Raw genomic sequence first — 15,613 nt, 5'->3', positions numbered from 1 at the left:
CTGGGCGTGCGGGGCGCGGCCCTCCCCGTGGCGGCCGCCGCCTCGGCGGAGCTCCGTCCGGCGCTGGCCGCCGCACTCAAGGGGCCGAAGAAGCCGGGGATCAAGGCGGAGGCCGCGTTCCAGCGGGGCCTGGCAGCCCTGGAGCAGTGGGTGGCGGAAGGGCAGCGGCCCGTCCCGTGCGGCGCCATGGTGGACGTCATGGTCGACAGCGAGACGGTGCCGGTGAAACTGGGGGTGTAGCTCTCGAACATCAAGAGCCGGCGGGCCAAGCTCACTCCGGAGCAGCGCGCTGCCCTCGCAAAGCTCGGCATCGACTGGGCCTGACCGAACTCTGTGCGCGAAAGCGCCCTGAGTCATCGGCGCCTGGTGGGCTTCGCTGCGTGGTCAGAGGGCTGTGGCCCTGGCCTGGTACCTATCGTGCTGCCGGTGGAGCAGGGTCCTGGTATGCCGTGTCAGCGGGCGGTGCTGGTCCTCGTCGATGACCAAAGCCATCAGGTAGTGGTCGGGGCCGCTGCGCACAGCGTCGATGGGCATGGATGCCCGGAGGTTGGGCCAGTACCGGCCGTGGGCGAACCCGGACGCCGCGCGCCAAGCGGCAGTGACGTCTCGGGCTTTCAGGCCGGCGTCCTCGGCAGCTTCCTTGATGACCTTCCCTGCCTCTGGCTTGCTGAGTGAGGTGGTGGGAATGCCGAGGGACAGGGCAAGGTCGGCTATGTCCTGTCGGCGTTCGCGACCGGTCTTGCCACCGGGGCCTGGCTGGTGATCCGTGTCCTCCTCGTGCTGGGCCCGGTTGCGCATGTCCTCACGCCACAGGGCCAGGGTGCGTCGGCGGCGCTCGGTGCGGTTGTTGCCGCCCAGAATCCAGACGGCTGTGGCGAAGTTCTCCAGCGCCCCCCGCATCAGGGTCCACGGGCTCTGCGGGTCTACCTCTCCAGCGTGCACGAGCCTGCGCAGCGCATCGGCGTGGGCGACGCCCGCGCTGTAGGAGTTCTGGATGAGCGTGGACGCGGAGTACATGCCCAGCGGTGCATCGTCCGTCGCGAGGCTGCTCGACGGCTGCGGTGCCGACAGCTGCCGGTAGGCATTCTCTCCACGCAGTCGCTCCACGTCCACGAACAGCGGCTGCAAATAGGCGAACTTGAACTCAGACCGTGTCATCACGCCAGGGTAGAGACGCCCCCTGACAGAAGGCAGCACGAATGTGGGCGTGACAGGCTGCCCGGCTCGTCGTTGAGCGGGGAGATCAGCGAAGTGGAGGCCCCGGGGCGTCGTGACCCCCGGGACCTTCGTCTTGCCCCCGGCTTTGGACGGCGGTGCAACACAGAGCTGCAACGCGGGCCCAGACCGACCCATGCCACCACGTTCCGGTAGAGACGGACGGTGTCCAGCGCGTACCAGGAACCGTCCGGACGCTGCGCCCGGTTCAGGACCAGACAGTGGTCGTGGGGCAGGGGAAAGCCGTCCCGCCTGTCCCTGTGCCGCCACGTCGCGACCACCAGGCCCGGCGCCTTGTCGCGCTGACGGCCCGACGACCACCGGGTCTGCCCGATTCCTGCTCGCCGCAGTTCGGCAGCGCTCTACGATCCGGCGCATGCTGGATCCCGGGCTGCTGGAACGGATCACCATGTGGCGCGCGGAACTGGATGAACGCTAAGAAGAGCTGGCCGAACCGCTGGCGGAAGTGCGGGCCGAGCGGGACGAACTCTCTGTCGCCGCGAATGGGCTGACGCCAACCGTCGTTGGGGGAAGCCCGGACCTGATCACCGAGAAGGGACGCACCTTGACCCAACACATCCCCCAGCGCCGTTCGACGTGGACTCACTGATCCCGGAACTCACGGGCCTCGGCCGGAAAGCAACCCTGCTGTATCCGCGAAGTGGCGAACCCGGCATGTGGGAAAGTTCCATCGGCGGGCCCCTCCTGTGGCCGGCCGATGAGCCGTGGCCCCGGCACACCTCTGTTCGCCGGCACGCCTCCACTTCCACCACCGCCCCGTTCACCAACCGATCCCCGACCGAGTGTCAACGCCGCAGCACCGGCGGGGTGGGGCGCCGTGCGGCGGTCCGGAGTCCGGCCTGCGGATGGTCGCGAAAGGAGCCCGAGGCCGCGGAGGGTGCTACGAGGAGCGCTGGACGCTGTGTGTGCCCCGCTCCGTGACGTCGCTGTGCCGGGGTCCGGGAATTGCCGTTCGCTCTCCGCCGCCTCGGCGACCTCGTCAGGTGGTGTTCCCTGGACGGGCCCGGCGCTTTCGGGCCGTCACGGCCACTGCGGCACCCGTGAGCAGCATCAGCGCGCCGGCCGCCGCTATCGCGGGTGTGGGGCCGCTGCCCGTCGAGGCCATCGTTCCCGAAGTGTCCGGGGAGGCCGACGCGCCCGTTCCGGCCTTGCCGTCGATGGACGCGTTGCTGCCCCCCGTGCTCTCTGCGTCCGTAGCGGTGGGGCCGGGCGTGGCGGTGGACGAGGAGGCCGTCTCCACCGTGATCTTCGCGGTGTTGTCGGTCTTGTCGTGGTCGGCGTCCAGATCGCCCCCGTACACCGTGGTGACGGTGACCTTGCCGGACGTCGTGGCTGGAGCACCCTCGCCGACCTTCACGGAGAACGGCAGCCTCAGCGTCTCGCCGACCGTGAACGGCGAGTCCGCCGCGCACATGTACTCCGGGGCGCCGGGCGTGGGCTCGCCCATTCCGCCGCCCGTCCACACACCGCACTTCGGCGGGATCGTCACCGCGGTGGTGCCCTTGGGAATCTCGACCAGGATGCCGATCTGGGCGTCGGAGTACACGAGGTTGAAGTCCGCCGGTCCGTTGTTGCGTACCTTCGCGGTCAGCACGGTCTGGTCGCCCGGGGCCGCGTGGGCGGTCGAGCCGGTGACCTCGATGTCGGCCGTGTTGTCCGCCTCGATGCGCCACTGGGCGTGATCGGTCCGCACGGTCGGCGGCGTGCCGTCCTCGACGAGCCCGAGCACCGGTCCGGAGGAGGCGGCCGCTTTGGGGACAGAGGTGGACACGGCAGCGATCTGATAGTCGACGAACTCGTAAAGCGCCGTGGGCTTCACGGCGATCCCGACCGGCGACGAGAGACGGTATGCCTTGCCGGGCTCGACCGGAGTGGTGAGGCGGCAGACCGCACGGTCCAGGGACTGTCCGTGGCCTGCGGGGATGTCCGTGGACTTCCCGTAGGTACAGTTGGAGAACTTCTGGGTAAAGCCCAGACCGCGAGTGGCGGCGAGGGTGAGGTCGACCTCGTCAGCCACGAGCGAGCCGGAGTTGGACACCTTGATCGGGGCGTTCACGGTCGAGCCGGGCTCGACGTCCCCGGAGTCCGGAATCCTTTCGATGGCGAGATCCACCGCGCCGACGGTGACCTTGACGGTCATCTCCTCGACGGTTGCGTTCGACGAGGTCGCGAACAGCCGTGCCGTGCCCGTGGTTCCGAGCGGGGCGTCCGGCTTGGCGTTGAGGTCCAGGACGCCGCCGTGGTGCCCGTCGGAGGCGATGTCGTGTGCGGGCCATGTGCAGATGTCGCCCGTGCAGGTGGAGTCGAGGTCCGTGAACGCGGAGATGCCGGAGGCGTCGATGGTGACGATCACGTCTTTGGCGGTACCGCCTTCGGCATCCCCGTCGAGCCCCCAGTTGATCTGCGGTGGGTCCGACCGGTCGGCGGGCTGCGGCAGCCCCACCTCGGAGCGGGCGACCGTGAACTTCAGCGCGGGCCCGTCCTCGGCGTGAGCCGGAGCCCCTACCAAAAACGTCCCGAGCAAAGCAGCGGCCGCGAGCGTGAGCGCCGCGGACCACGCACGCCGATGAACTGGTGTCATCTGGATTTTCCCTTCCCATTGGCCGGAGTTGGTGCACCGGTTGCCTCCTGTGACGAGCCGGGACCACAGAAGGTTGTGCCGGTCGTCTCCGGCTGGGTTCGATCGCAGCGCAAACAAACCGGCCGATCGTCGCGGGCTCCCGGCCTCCCCCGAAGACTTCTTCACCGTCGTCGTGGTGACTGCGGGCAGCACGACGGACGGCGGACTGCGGAGGTGAGGGGCAGCCGTGCAAGGCATGGAGGGGTGGGCCGGACAGGTGCGCCGGACGTCCGCCCGGCCCGCTCGGGCATGGCGCTCCGATACGGGGAGTCGACACCGGGTCCGGACCCGCGAGCCCATGCTCCGGGGCTCCCGCGGCCCCGTGCGGTGCGCGACTCGCAGCCACTCAGGACGCGGCGAACCGGCCCGCCGATCGTTACCAGCTCCACGAACGCGGGCCCTGCCGGCGCTTCGCGGCGACGAGTGCAGTCACCGGGTACGGACCGGCGGTGGCCGGCTGTTCGCCCCGGACGATGTCCAGGACGGACAGCCGGCCCAGGGGCCTGTTCACCCAGCGCCCGACGTCCTCGCAGTCCGGGGCCGTCGGCATGCCACCGGCAAGAGCGCCACCGGTCCGCGGCGGCGTCCAGGACCACCCGCAGGGTGTCTTCCGCATACCCGGCCAGGGTGTCGGGAACCTTCGCGGCCGGACGGCGCGACGAACCACGTGCGGCTGTGGCGGTGCGGCGGTACCCAGTGATCCTTCCTGTCGGAAGGTGGTCCGTGCGACGCTTCCGGAGTCCGGGGTGCCCACGTCAGGCCCGTCGTGCCGGACCGTCCGGGAGAACTGCCGACGACCGGGACCGGTGCCCGGCGCACCGCTCCTCGCCGGTCGTCAGCAGCCGACCGGCGAGGACCCGGCGACCACGTCGTCGAACCACAGGGTGTCGTCACCGGTCCCGTAGCTCTCCCAGCCCAGTCGCAGGGCGGTAGGTCGCGGCGCGGTGGTCCGGGAGAGCCACTGCGCGTCGACGTCCTGCGTCGGTACGCCGTCGGCGTGCAGCCCCGGCACCAGTTCGCCATCGAGCCAGGTGTCGAGTCCGGGTGCCGAGGTGTCGACCGCGAACCGCAAGCAGTGCCAGCTGTCCGTGGGGAGAGACCTGCTCAGCCCCACCCCGACCGGGCTCTGCGCCGGAAGTGTGGCGTCGTCGCTCTCCCGGTTCCACTGCAGGGCACCGTTCTGCCCGCCGATCCGCAGCGCCTTGCCGCCCTGCGAACTGTCCGGCATCGACACGAAGGCGACGTGCGCGGCCGGGAGCGCGGTGGTGTGCCGTACCCACATGCGGACGTACAACACCGGGCCGACCGATGACAGATCTGCGGTCGCGGCCACGAAGGCGTGGTTGCAGTATCCGGCCCGTCCGTCCACCCGTAGCGACCGGGTGCCGCTGTGCGCGACCTTCGTGTCGACGGCAGCCGTGCCCGTACCCTGGCAGTCGGGTGCGGTGAAGCGCCAGTTCCCGGCGGGGGCCGGTCCGGCTTGGTCCTCGAAGTCCTCGCAGACGGCGGCGTCACCGCAATCCGCGGAGGGCGGGGTCGTGGTGGGCGGGGTCGTGGTGGGCGGGGTCGTCGGTGGCGAGGTGCCGTCGCCACCGCAGGACACTCCGTTGAGGGCGAAGTCCGTGGGCGCCGGGTGGGCCGACTGCCAGGTCCCCTGGAGACCGAAGTCGACGGTTCCCCCGTCGGCGAGCGCCCCGTTCCAGGCCGCGTTGACGGCGGTCACGGAGTTTCCGGTCTGTGCGACGGTCGCGTTCCACGCGGAGGTGACGTGCTGGTCGCCGCCGTAACTCCACGTCAGCTGCCAGCCGCTGAGCGCGGCACCGGTATGAGCGATGCGCACCTGGGCGGTATAGCCGCCGGTCCACTCGTCGGCCGTGTAAGTGACCCGGCATCCGGACGCCGCCTCGGTGCCACTGGCGGGCACGACGACGAAGAGTGACAGGGCCAGTGCGAGCGCGGCTCCGGCCGCTGTCCAGGGTCTGCGGGGTCGTCGCAAGGTATCGATCGGCATGTGCGCCTCCTCGGTGGTGGGGGAACCGTAGGGAGTTCACGGATGGGAGCGCTCCCATTCATCACACCGAAGATGACGGTGTACTGTCAATAAGAGCGTTCACTCAGATTCCGGCGATCACCGCCCCGCCCCGGCCGCCGACTCGCCGGCCTCCATTCCGGGTCGCGAGGCGTCGGCTCGGCACGACCGGTACCGGCGGCACCACCCGGTCCCTTCAGGACTCGATGATCGCGACGAGGGTCGCGCCGTACGGGCTGGGTTCGAGGTCGCCCCGCACGGCAAGTTGCTGGGTGTAGGGCGTGTGTCGAAAGTGGCCCCGCCCGGCCGGAGGGCGGGTCCGGCGGCGGGGACGAACCGGCACCCGGAAGCGGTCACCGAAAAACCGGCTCATATCCTGATCGCATGCAACTCACGGGAGAGATCACCAGTACCCGTCCCTTGCTCGTCCTGGCAGTCAAGGAAGAGGCCCAGTACCTCGACACACCCTTGCCCGTCCTGCTGACCGGAATGGGCAAGGTCAACGCCGCGACCGCGCTCGCCGCCGTACTGGGCAGCGGCACGAAGCCGTCGCACGTCGTCAACCTCGGTACTGCGGGAGCCCTGCGCCCGGGGTGGACCGGTACCCACCTCATAGGCACGGTCATGCAACACGACCTGGACAGCGGCACCTTGTACAGCCTGACCGGCGAGACCTACGGTGCGCCGCTGAACGTGGGAGACCCCGACGGCCCCACCTTGGCCACGGGTGACTCCTTCATCGACGACGAGGCCGCCCGTGCCCGCCTCGCGGTGCACGCACCCTTGGTCGACATGGAGGGCTACGCTCTGGCGACGGCCGCACACCTGGCTGGTGTACCTCTGCGCATCGTCAAGCACGTCAGCGACGACGCAGGCCAGGAAGCGGCCAAGTCCTGGCGAGAATCCGTCGCGGAGTGCGCCCACGCACTCGCGGACTGGGCGGGCCGGAACATCCCCGCCTACACCTGACCACCCTTATCGCCGACCGGGCGGGCGAGGATCTCCGTCAGCCCTCAGGGACCGGACGTGAGCGCGGGCGGCCCCGCGCTCACGTTCCCGAGCGGGCACCAGCCGCAGCCCTTCGCGCGGAGTGAAACAGCAGGACGCTTCGGAACACCGGCTCGGGAGCGGACTCCCCGACGGAGAGCTCGAGACCCGGACGGATCGGAGAAAGGTCAAAAAACAGGTGAGCTCACGACTGGCTCCGGCGCGGAGTCTTGCCGGCCACCGCTGACGGTCCACCCCACGGCGATTACCGAAAGGATTCACCGGTTCTCACCGCACCGGTCCGCACCCCGCCGCAACCGAACCTTCCACCTCCGCAGAATTGCGAGTGATGCGCCGGACCGGTGCGCGTCCCGCGACGAAGGCACGATCGGCCGCCTTCTTGCTGGGGCGGGCCCGCGTCCCGTGTCAGGGTTTCGGCTGGGCCCGCGGGCCGGCCAGCCTTTCGTACAGGGCTCGCCGTTCTCTGGAACCGTCCTCGGTCTCGGCCAGCGCGGCGTCCCACTGTTTCTTGATCTCGTCGAGGAAGACGCGCCAGTCCCCGCCGCCCATCTCACCCAACTCGACCAGGCGTTCGTTCTTGCTCAGCCCGCCCGAGCCGACCTTGTCGGGCTTGTGGCCGTGCAGAACCGACTCCGGGTTGGCGGTGGCCTCGGTGGAACGGAAATCATGCCGATAGCCCACCGGGCTGACGGCATGCGGCGCGAGGGTCTCGATGCCGATCTGGAGCGAGCCGTCCTTTCTCGTGGTCGGCCGATGATGGACGAGAAGCATGTGACCGTGGGACCCGTTCGGCAGCACCACGTCGCCGTTCCAGTCCTTGGAACCGAGTCCGCCGCCCGAGATGTTCTGCCCCCACATGTCCGGACGGTCGGCGCCGACGGACACGATGTTGGTGAGCGACGCCGCGAGTCCGCCCTTCTCCTTGAACGCGCCGGGTTTACCCCCCTTGTTGGCGCCGATGGCGGTGCGGTGGGTGGCGAACGCACGCTCGCTGACGCCCGGCGCGGGATTGTTCGTGCGGTCGTCCTGCGTCACGCCCAGGAACCGGGGCAACGCATAGGCCGGCTCGTCGGCCGAACTCAGGGCGGGGATACGGATGTTGACCCGCCCTCCGTGGGCGAGCGCGCGGATGACGTCCTTCTCGTAGTCGGCCACGTGGGCGCCGGCCTTCGGGTCGTACAATTTCAGGCCGTTCTGCAGCACGAGGAGCACCCGGGTGAGGATCTCGCGGGCCTGCGCGTCTCGCGCCGCGACATCGGATGTGCCCTTGCTCTTGCCCTTGGCCGGGCCCGTGCCGGAGATGCCGTCCGGGTGCAGACGCCCGGGTGCCATCCCGGCCGGGTGCAGGGTGTCGATGGCCGTATCCCGGATCTGCCGGTCGCGTTCCCGCTCCAGGACCTCCCTCTCCCCCGGAGAGGTACCAGGTGCCTGGGTGAGCATGAACCGGCCGAGTGTGTAAGCGGGCGAGTCCGGTGTGGCCGCACCTTCCTCACGCACGGCAAGGCGGCCGGCGCTCACGGCCAGGGTGGCCGCGAGCAGGCGCTTGCCCGCGGGGAGCTTGAGCCAGTCGTGGAAGCGGCCCTTCGTGTAGCTCTCGGCCTGCCCGTAGGTGCCGATGCCCACCTCTTCGAGCCACTGCGGATCGACGTCGGAGAGAATCCTGATGTCGTCCAGATCCTGGCTGTTGAACACCTCACCCCGCATCACCCGCCGGTCGAGGATCTTCCTGAGCCGGGCCGGACCCTCGACCATCCATTTCTCGGGCCACATGGTCCCCGGCGCGAAAGCGTTCTTCTTCATCTTGTTCTGGATCGCAAGCTGCTCGATCGACTGACTCAGGCGGGCAATGACCTCCGCTCCCTCGAAGGACTCCCCGGCCTGCCGGGAAACGGGATCTCCGGTCACCGCGCTCCCGCGCACCCGCTGGACCGGCACCGGACCTGCGAGCGAGTGAGGGTGGCCGTGTCCCGCGCGCTCGGATATGTGCGCGGGACCGGCGGACAGGCCCTGGGTGGCCGCGGGGACGCTGATGTCCCGATCGGCCGCAGCGCCCGCCCGCTGGGGCACGGCCCCGTCACGCACCTGCAAGCCGCCGCCGAAGTCCCTGTCGCCGAAACGCTGTTCCCGCTCCTCGCGCAGGGCAGGGCCGACCGGCCGCGACGATGGACGCGGACTTTCGTCCGCGGCGGCCCGTTGTACCTGGACCCGGTCGGCTGCCCCGCCCGGCGAACCGTCTCCAGGCCGCGACGAGGCCGCACCGCCTGCCGCCACGCGCTGCAGATGACGTACCCACGCACCGTTCAGGGGTACCGGCGGCCGCGACCGCTGCGGCGGTGCCGATGTCCGCCCATCAGCCTTGCGGTAATCCCGATCGGCGGAGCGCACAGATGGATCCTCCTTGCCAACTCGATTTGCATGCCTACCGGTTGTAGGTCAGGCATATTAACCGAGTCGTGGTCACAGGGCAGTTCCGGCCGCCCTCGCGGCCTCGTCCCCGGGAACGGTCTGCCCACCCAGCAGGCGTACGACGGCGTTGTTCCCCACCACGCATTGCAGATGTGCCAGGCAAGCGACCACGGAGACCTCTGGCGCGGACCGGGCGATCCCCGTACGAACCGCGGACGGCGCACGCTCCATCCCGGTATCAGTCGTCGGACTCACCACCACACCACCCTTCAGCGAGCGTTCAGTGTGGCCATATCCGGGGGGCCGGTGGCAAGGCCGCGACGCACGAGGCACCCGTACCGTGGAGAGAAAGGTCCGACGCCTCACCCCGTCGGTGCACACGACCCGAGTCCTGGCCGATCTCCAGAAGCCGGGAACTCGTCGTACCCGACGCGGAGTTCTTCAGCAGGCCCGGTGCCCGGAAGGCCGGGAGGGCGACGGCCCGCGGTGGTACCGGCATGGGCGGCGGCGACCGACATCCCGAGGGCCGGCGGCGATCCGAGCCCGGGTGTCAGCCTGCTCAGGTACACCGGAGCGACAAAGCGCATGTTGGTGCGGCAGAGGTTCGCGGCGGCATTCAACCGACTCGGCGGCCCGATCGTCCTCGCCCGGCACAGCTTCTCCGGCTGAACCGGGTGCTCCGGTCCACTCACCCGCGTCGCCACCATCGGCGGTGGCGCGAGTCCGATACCCCTTCGGTGGACGGTACGGGGGTGGGAGGAGGTTCAGTGGCGGGGGGCGGGGCTTTCCGCTCTGGTTCCAGCCCCACCCGGCCCGGATGTACGCAGACGGGAACCCGGTCGTCGACCGTGTACCGGAATCCGTCCGACGCGTCGAACGGCCAGTGCCGACTGGGCCGGTCCGCGACGACGAAACCATCACGAGGGAGCCTTAGTGCAGGGCAGAACCAGCAGCATGGGTAGTCGGAGTCCGGGTCGATGAAGGGTGTCTGGGGCTCGTCGCACATACTCGCAGGACGGTAGCCCAGGGCGGCGAGGCGGGTGAGTCAAGCCCGCAGCGACAGGAATGGGCGCCGACCGGCTGCGCCTTCTACCGCGCCCTGCGAACAGGACTACCTCCGACGCCGCCGCGGCCGTCCACCGGCCGAGGGCCATGCCTGGGGCGGTACGTCTGGACGTGCCCCCGGTATGCCTCCGGAACCGGAGCCCCCGCCACGGAAGTTCCCTTCCCCCGGCCGGAGTGAGAGGCTGCCCGTCATGACAGATTCCGCGGCTGCCGCGCGCGGCTCCGCCGGGTGGATTCCGCTGTTGGCGGCGGAATCCGCCCTGGCCCTGTTCGTCGCGGTGTCCTTCCATGCCGACTCCACCAGCGACGCGTGCGACTTCGCGGCCCAGCACCGGGCGACCCTGGTCACGTACCTCCTTGTGGGGTCGCTCCCGGTCCCTTGGGCGCTGCGCGTGCTCAAGAACCTCTGGCTCCGCAGGGCCGGTTGGACCATGGCGGCCCTGCGGTTCCTGTTCTCGGGAACCGTCGGACTGCTCATGGTGGTGGGCGGGGGCACGAGCCTGTGCTGACGCTCCGCGCGCGATGGCGACGGGACCATCAGCGGTCACGGCTCCCCGGTGGGACGTGAGCGTCGGCTGATCCCGGTCCGCCACTGTGGTCCATACGCAATGTTGACGCCGCGCTTCCGGACGGACTGGAATCGAACAGTGCCGAAACGGCAGGCTGTCGCGTGTGATCACGACTTCTTCAACCGTCCCGCCCGGCACGCCGCGCTCGCAGCACATGGTGGTCTGCGGTGACGACGGCCTGGCCCGCCGCCTCGCGGTCGAACTCGACGCCGTGTGCGGTGAGACCGTCACCGTCGTCCTGCCGTCCCGCCACCACGAGCACGGCGGAGAGGTCGACGCACTTCTCGAGGACCCTGCCTCCGGCATCGAGCTGCTGGTGGCGACGCGCCCGGACGAGCAGGTGCTCCGGGCGGCCGGTGTCGACCGGGCCGCCGCCCTCGCCCTGACCTACAACGACGACCGGACCAACATGATGGCCGCTCTGCTCGCACGGAGCATCAACCCGTCCGTCCGCCTCGTCATCCGGATGTACCACCGTGAGCGCGGCCGCCATCTGGAACAGCTGCTGGACCGCGCTGTCCTCGCCCGCAGGGACCGCTCGAACACTCCCTCCCCCGACCACCTTCCGCTCGACACTTCGACCACGGTGCTCTCCGACTCCGACACGGCGGTTCCCGAGCTGGTCGCCGCGGCCGCGCTCGGACACGGCCACACGCTCCAGGTCGCGGGCAAGGTCTTCCGCGGGGTGGTCCGCCCGGCCGGGACTCCCCCGCACACCGCGGACCTGGCCACGCTGGCAGTTTTCTCCGGTACGGACCGGCACGATCCCCGCAGCGAGGACAGCGCCGAAACCCCCGGGGAGGAGGGGACCCAGTTGCTGCCGGACACCGTCACCTCGTACAACAGCCAGTTCACGCACGGCCGGCTGATGCTGGAGGAAGTCACCGGCGACCGCACGCTGGAGACTCCCTCGGACTCGCGCACGCTCGGCGGCTGGCTGCGCGAACGGCTCGCCCATCTGCCGTGGAAGGTGTTCGTCTCCCGCGAGATGACCTCCGTCTTCGGTGTACTGACGGCGGTGGTGGCGCTGCTGTCGATCGCCACCTACGCGACCGTCGACGGCATACCGCTGTGGAAGGCGGTGTATCTGCCTCTGCTGGACATCTTCACCATGGGCGATCCCGCCACCGGAGAACCCCGGGCGCGGAAGTTCCTCCAGCTGATCGCGGGTTTCACCGGGATCGCGATCCTCCCGCTCGTCGTGGCAGCCACCATCAACGCGACGGGCGCCTTCCGTGCCGCGTCGATCAGCCACCCGCCCACCGACGACCTCAGCGACCACATCGTGCTCGTCGGTCTCGGCAAGGTGGGCACCCGGGTCCTCGTCCGGCTGCGTTCCGCCCACCACCGGGTCGTCGCCGTCGAACGCGATCCGCAGGCGCGGGGGGTCGCGGTCGCCCGGGAACTCGGCGTGCCCCTGATCCTCGAGGACGCCACCGGCCCCCGCGCCCTGGATCTCGCCCGGATCGGGCAGAGCGCTTCCTTGCTCGTCCTGACCAGGGACGACAGTGCCAATCTGGACATCGTGATGGCCGCGCGGGAGGCCAATCCGGACGTGCGGGCGGTGATGCGGCTGTACGACGACGACTTCGCGGCCACCGTCTCGCTCACCCTGCGCGCCTCCTATCCGGAGGCGCTGACCCGTAGCCGGAGCGTCTCGGCACTCGCCTCGCCCGCCTTCGCCGCCGCGATGATGGGCCGACACGTCCTGGGCGTGATGCCCGTCGAGCGGGGCGTCCTCCTCTTCACCACGGTGGACGTGGCCGGACATCAGGCGCTGGAGGGGCGCTCCGTCCACCAGGCGTTCGCCCGGAACGAGTGGCGTGTCCTGGCCGTGGGCTCCGCGGGTCCGGGGGCGCCCGACCGCTCCCCCACCGACACCCTCGGCGGCGGCCTGAACCTCGCCGAGGGCACCGGCTTCGACTGGCGGCCCGCGCACGGCCGTGTCCTGCGTGCCGGGGACCGGGTCGTGCTGGCGACGACCCGACGGGGACTCGACGTCCTCACACGGGGGTCGCGGACCGCGCCGGGAACCGCCTGACGGACCGCAAGGAGCCCCGGACGGGGGCGGCGAGAGCCCCGGACGGGCTAACCGGCGCTGTTTCCGCCGCCGGTGCGGCAGCCTTGCCGGGCATACGCCGACAAGGCTCCCACAGGCCCGACGGGCCTTCTCCACGGGAGGCGCGGCCGGCCGGTCCGGGGATTTGCTGGATGTCCGAGGGGCCCGACTCCAGCGCCCGGAGGCTTCCGTGAGAGTCGGCCGGTCTTGGGGCGGCCCCGTCCTACGCACGGCCGGAGGAACAGAGGATGGCCGACGTGGTCTTCGTCGTCGTCATGATCGCGGTCTTCGCGCTGGTGACCCTGATCGCCAGAGGGGTGGCGAAGCTGTGACTGCCGAAAACGTCGTCGGCCTCGTCGTGGCCGTCGCCCTGCTGGGGTACCTCGTGGTGGCTCTTCTGTTCCCGGAGAGGTTCTGAGAGGGATGGGTCCCGTACTCGCCGGTGTGCTCCAGGTTCTCGCGCTCGTCGTGGCGCTCGGGCTGGCCTACTGCCCGCTCGGTGACTACATGGCCCGCGTCTACTCGTCCCCGAAGCACACCAGGGTCGAGAGGTGGACGTACAAGGCGGTCGGCGCCGACCCGAACAGGCAGATGCGCTGGCCCGCGTACCTCCGCGGGGTCCTCGCCTTCTCCGCGGTGAGCGTCCTCTTCCTCTATCTGCTGCAGAGGGTGCAGGGGGGCCTGCCGGGTTCGCTCGGGTTCGCGTCGATCGAACCGGCCCAGGCGTTCAACACCGCCGCTTCCTTCGTCGCCAACACCAACTGGCAGTCGTACTACGGCGAGCAAGCCATGGGCCACGTCGTGCAGACCGGCGGCCTCGCGGTGCAGAACTTCGTCTCCGCCGCCGTCGGCATGGCCGTCGCGGTCGCCCTCGTACGCGCCTTCGCACGTTCGGGTACGGGTGAACTGGGCAACTTCTGGGCCGACCTGGTGCGTGGCACGTTCCGCGTCCTGCTGCCGGGAGCGGTCGTCGGGGCCGTCGTTCTGGTGGCGACGGGAGCCATCCAGAACTTCTCCGGCATCCACGGCGTCGGCCGATTCACGGGCGGGTCCCAGGAATGGAACGGTGGCGCGGTCGCCTCGCAGGAGGTCATCAAGGAGCTGGGCACGAACGGCGGCGGTTACTTCAACGCCAACTCCGCCCACCCCTTCGAGAACCCCAACGGTCTCTCCAACCTCTTCGAAGTCTTCCTGATCCTCCTCATCCCCTTCGCCCTGACCCGCACCTTCGGGCGGATGGTCGGCTCGCTCAAGCAGGGGTACGCGATCCTGGGCACGATGGCCTTCATCTGGCTCGCCTTCAGCGCCCTGATGATGTGGACGGAGTTCGCCCATCACGGTCCCGCCTTCGAGATCGCCCGAGGCGCGACGGAGGGCAAGGAGACCCGGTTCGGGATCGGTGGCTCGTCCATCTTCGCGGTGGCCACGACGGTGACGTCGACGGGAGCGGTGAACTCCTTCCACTCCTCGTTCACCGGCCTCGGCGGCGGCATCGCCCTGCTGGGCATGCAGCTCGGCGAGATCGCTCCCGGCGGTACCGGGTCCGGGCTGTACGGCATGCTCGTCATGGCGGTCATCGCCGTGTTCATCGCGGGGCTCATGGTCGGTCGCACCCCGGAGTACCTGGGGAAGAAGATCGGCACCAGGGAGATCAAGTTCGCGGCCTGCTACATCCTGATCACGCCGGCTCTCGTCCTCGGTTTCGCGGCCACCGCGATGGCTCTGCCGACTCCTCCGCACTCGATGCTGAACCCGGGTGCGCACGGCTTCTCGGAGATCCTGTACGCCTACACCTCCGGCTCGAACAACAACGGTTCGGCGTTCGCCGGACTGAACGCCGACACCCAGTGGTTCAACACCACGCTCGGGATCGCGATGCTGCTCGGCAGGTTCCTGCCCATGGTGTTCATCCTCGCGCTGGCGGGCTCGCTCGCCGCGCAGAAGCCCGTACCGGCGACGACCGGGACCCTGAGCACGCACAAGCCGCTCTTCAGCGGGCTGCTGGTCGGCACGATCCTGATCGTCACCGGTCTCACCTACTTCCCGGCGCTCGCACTGGGCCCCCTGGCCGAAGGGCTGGCCTCATGACCACCGGTCCAAAGCAAGAGGACTCCATGTCCGCTGTCACCCCGTCCCGGGCACCGCACCAGGACGCTCCCACCGGCCATCAGGGCGAGGGGCGCGTCGGCGGAGGCCTGTTCGATCCTCAGCAGCTGCTCAGGTCGCTCCCCGACGCCGTACGGAAACTCGATCCCCGGGTGATGGTCAAGTCCCCGGTGATGTTCGTGGTGCTGATCGGATCGGTGCTCACCACCGTGCTGGCCGCCACGGATCCCACCGACTGGTTCGGCTGGGCGATCGCCCTCTGGCTGTGGCTGACGACCATCTTCGCCAACCTGGCCGAGGCGGTGGCCGAGGGCCGCGGCAAGGCGCAGGCCGACACCCTGCGCAAGGCCAAGACCGACACGGTCGCCCGCAGGATCACCGGCGGGCAGAAGGAAGAGGTTCCCGGCACCGAACTGCGCGTCGGCGACCTGGTCGTCTGCGAGGCCGGGGACGTCATCCCCGGCGACGGTGACGTCGTCGAGGGCGTGGCGTCGGTCGACGAGTCCGCGATCACG

General features: G+C 69.9%; 13 protein-coding genes. 7 read left to right on the top strand and 6 right to left on the bottom strand.

The features are described 5' to 3' along the window. A partial coding sequence (locus ACWD3D_RS20760; RefSeq protein ID WP_451462312.1) for a hypothetical protein occupies positions 1–240 on the top strand: 240 nt, incomplete at its 5' end. A gap of 144 nt (positions 241–384) precedes the next feature. Here the strand turns inward: ACWD3D_RS20760 and ACWD3D_RS20755 are convergent. From ACWD3D_RS20755 to ACWD3D_RS20735, 5 genes are all read right to left on the bottom strand, one after another. Then, complete coding sequence (locus ACWD3D_RS20755; RefSeq protein WP_451462311.1) at positions 385–1,158, bottom strand: hypothetical protein; 774 nt, start codon at positions 1,156–1,158, stop codon at positions 385–387. After that, positions 1,158–1,496: a relaxase domain-containing protein gene (locus ACWD3D_RS20750; RefSeq protein WP_451462310.1), complete on the bottom strand. Its 339-nt coding sequence runs from the start codon at positions 1,494–1,496 to the stop codon at positions 1,158–1,160. Before ACWD3D_RS20750 ends, ACWD3D_RS20755 begins: the two co-directional genes overlap by 1 nt. A 719-nt stretch (positions 1,497–2,215) precedes the next feature. Then, complete coding sequence (locus ACWD3D_RS20745) at positions 2,216–3,817, bottom strand: hypothetical protein (RefSeq protein WP_451462309.1); 1,602 nt, start codon at positions 3,815–3,817, stop codon at positions 2,216–2,218. A gap of 415 nt (positions 3,818–4,232) precedes the next feature. Beyond that, positions 4,233–4,367 carry a hypothetical protein gene (locus ACWD3D_RS20740; protein WP_451462308.1) on the bottom strand — a complete coding sequence of 45 codons (135 nt, stop codon included), beginning with the start codon at positions 4,365–4,367 and terminating at the stop codon, positions 4,233–4,235. Between the two features lie 324 nt (positions 4,368–4,691). Continuing rightward, positions 4,692–5,867 (bottom strand): cellulose-binding domain-containing protein, encoded by a 1,176-nt coding sequence (locus ACWD3D_RS20735; RefSeq protein WP_451462307.1) that lies wholly within the window; start codon positions 5,865–5,867, stop codon positions 4,692–4,694. Positions 5,868–6,269: 402 nt separating this feature from the next. Between ACWD3D_RS20735 and ACWD3D_RS20730 the strand changes: the two genes are divergently transcribed. Beyond that, on the top strand, positions 6,270–6,854 hold the full coding sequence (locus ACWD3D_RS20730; RefSeq protein ID WP_451462306.1) for a nucleosidase: 585 nt from the start codon (positions 6,270–6,272) through the stop codon (positions 6,852–6,854). A gap of 444 nt (positions 6,855–7,298) precedes the next feature. On the opposite strand, the gene ACWD3D_RS20725 is transcribed toward ACWD3D_RS20730, so the two are convergent. After that, positions 7,299–8,960, bottom strand: a complete 1,662-nt coding sequence (locus tag ACWD3D_RS20725; protein ID WP_451462305.1) for a PE-PGRS family protein — start codon at positions 8,958–8,960, stop codon at positions 7,299–7,301. A gap of 1,595 nt (positions 8,961–10,555) precedes the next feature. Between ACWD3D_RS20725 and ACWD3D_RS20720 the strand changes: the two genes are divergently transcribed. The 5 genes from ACWD3D_RS20720 to ACWD3D_RS20700 all read left to right on the top strand — a co-directional run. Continuing rightward, entirely contained in the window at positions 10,556–10,873 is a 318-nt protein-coding gene (locus ACWD3D_RS20720) for a hypothetical protein (RefSeq protein ID WP_451462304.1), read from the top strand. Between the two features lie 163 nt (positions 10,874–11,036). Next, complete coding sequence (locus tag ACWD3D_RS20715) at positions 11,037–12,974, top strand: NAD-binding protein (RefSeq protein ID WP_451462303.1); 1,938 nt, start codon at positions 11,037–11,039, stop codon at positions 12,972–12,974. A 346-nt stretch (positions 12,975–13,320) separates the two neighbouring features. Continuing rightward, positions 13,321–13,410, top strand: a complete 90-nt coding sequence (gene kdpF / locus ACWD3D_RS20710) for a K(+)-transporting ATPase subunit F (RefSeq protein ID WP_190002237.1) — start codon at positions 13,321–13,323, stop codon at positions 13,408–13,410. A gap of 5 nt (positions 13,411–13,415) precedes the next feature. Next, entirely contained in the window at positions 13,416–15,080 is a 1,665-nt protein-coding gene (kdpA, locus tag ACWD3D_RS20705; protein WP_451462302.1) for a potassium-transporting ATPase subunit KdpA, read from the top strand. Further along, positions 15,077–15,613, top strand: a 537-nt coding sequence (locus ACWD3D_RS20700) for a P-type ATPase (protein WP_451462301.1), incomplete at its 3' end; no start/stop codon positions are given. The genes kdpA and ACWD3D_RS20700, both read left to right, overlap by 4 nt.

It is taken from the genome of Streptomyces sp. NPDC002690, from assembly GCF_053592415.1.
The sequence above is the reverse complement of the archived record's forward strand: the minus strand, read 5'-3'. Positions and strand labels throughout refer to the sequence as shown.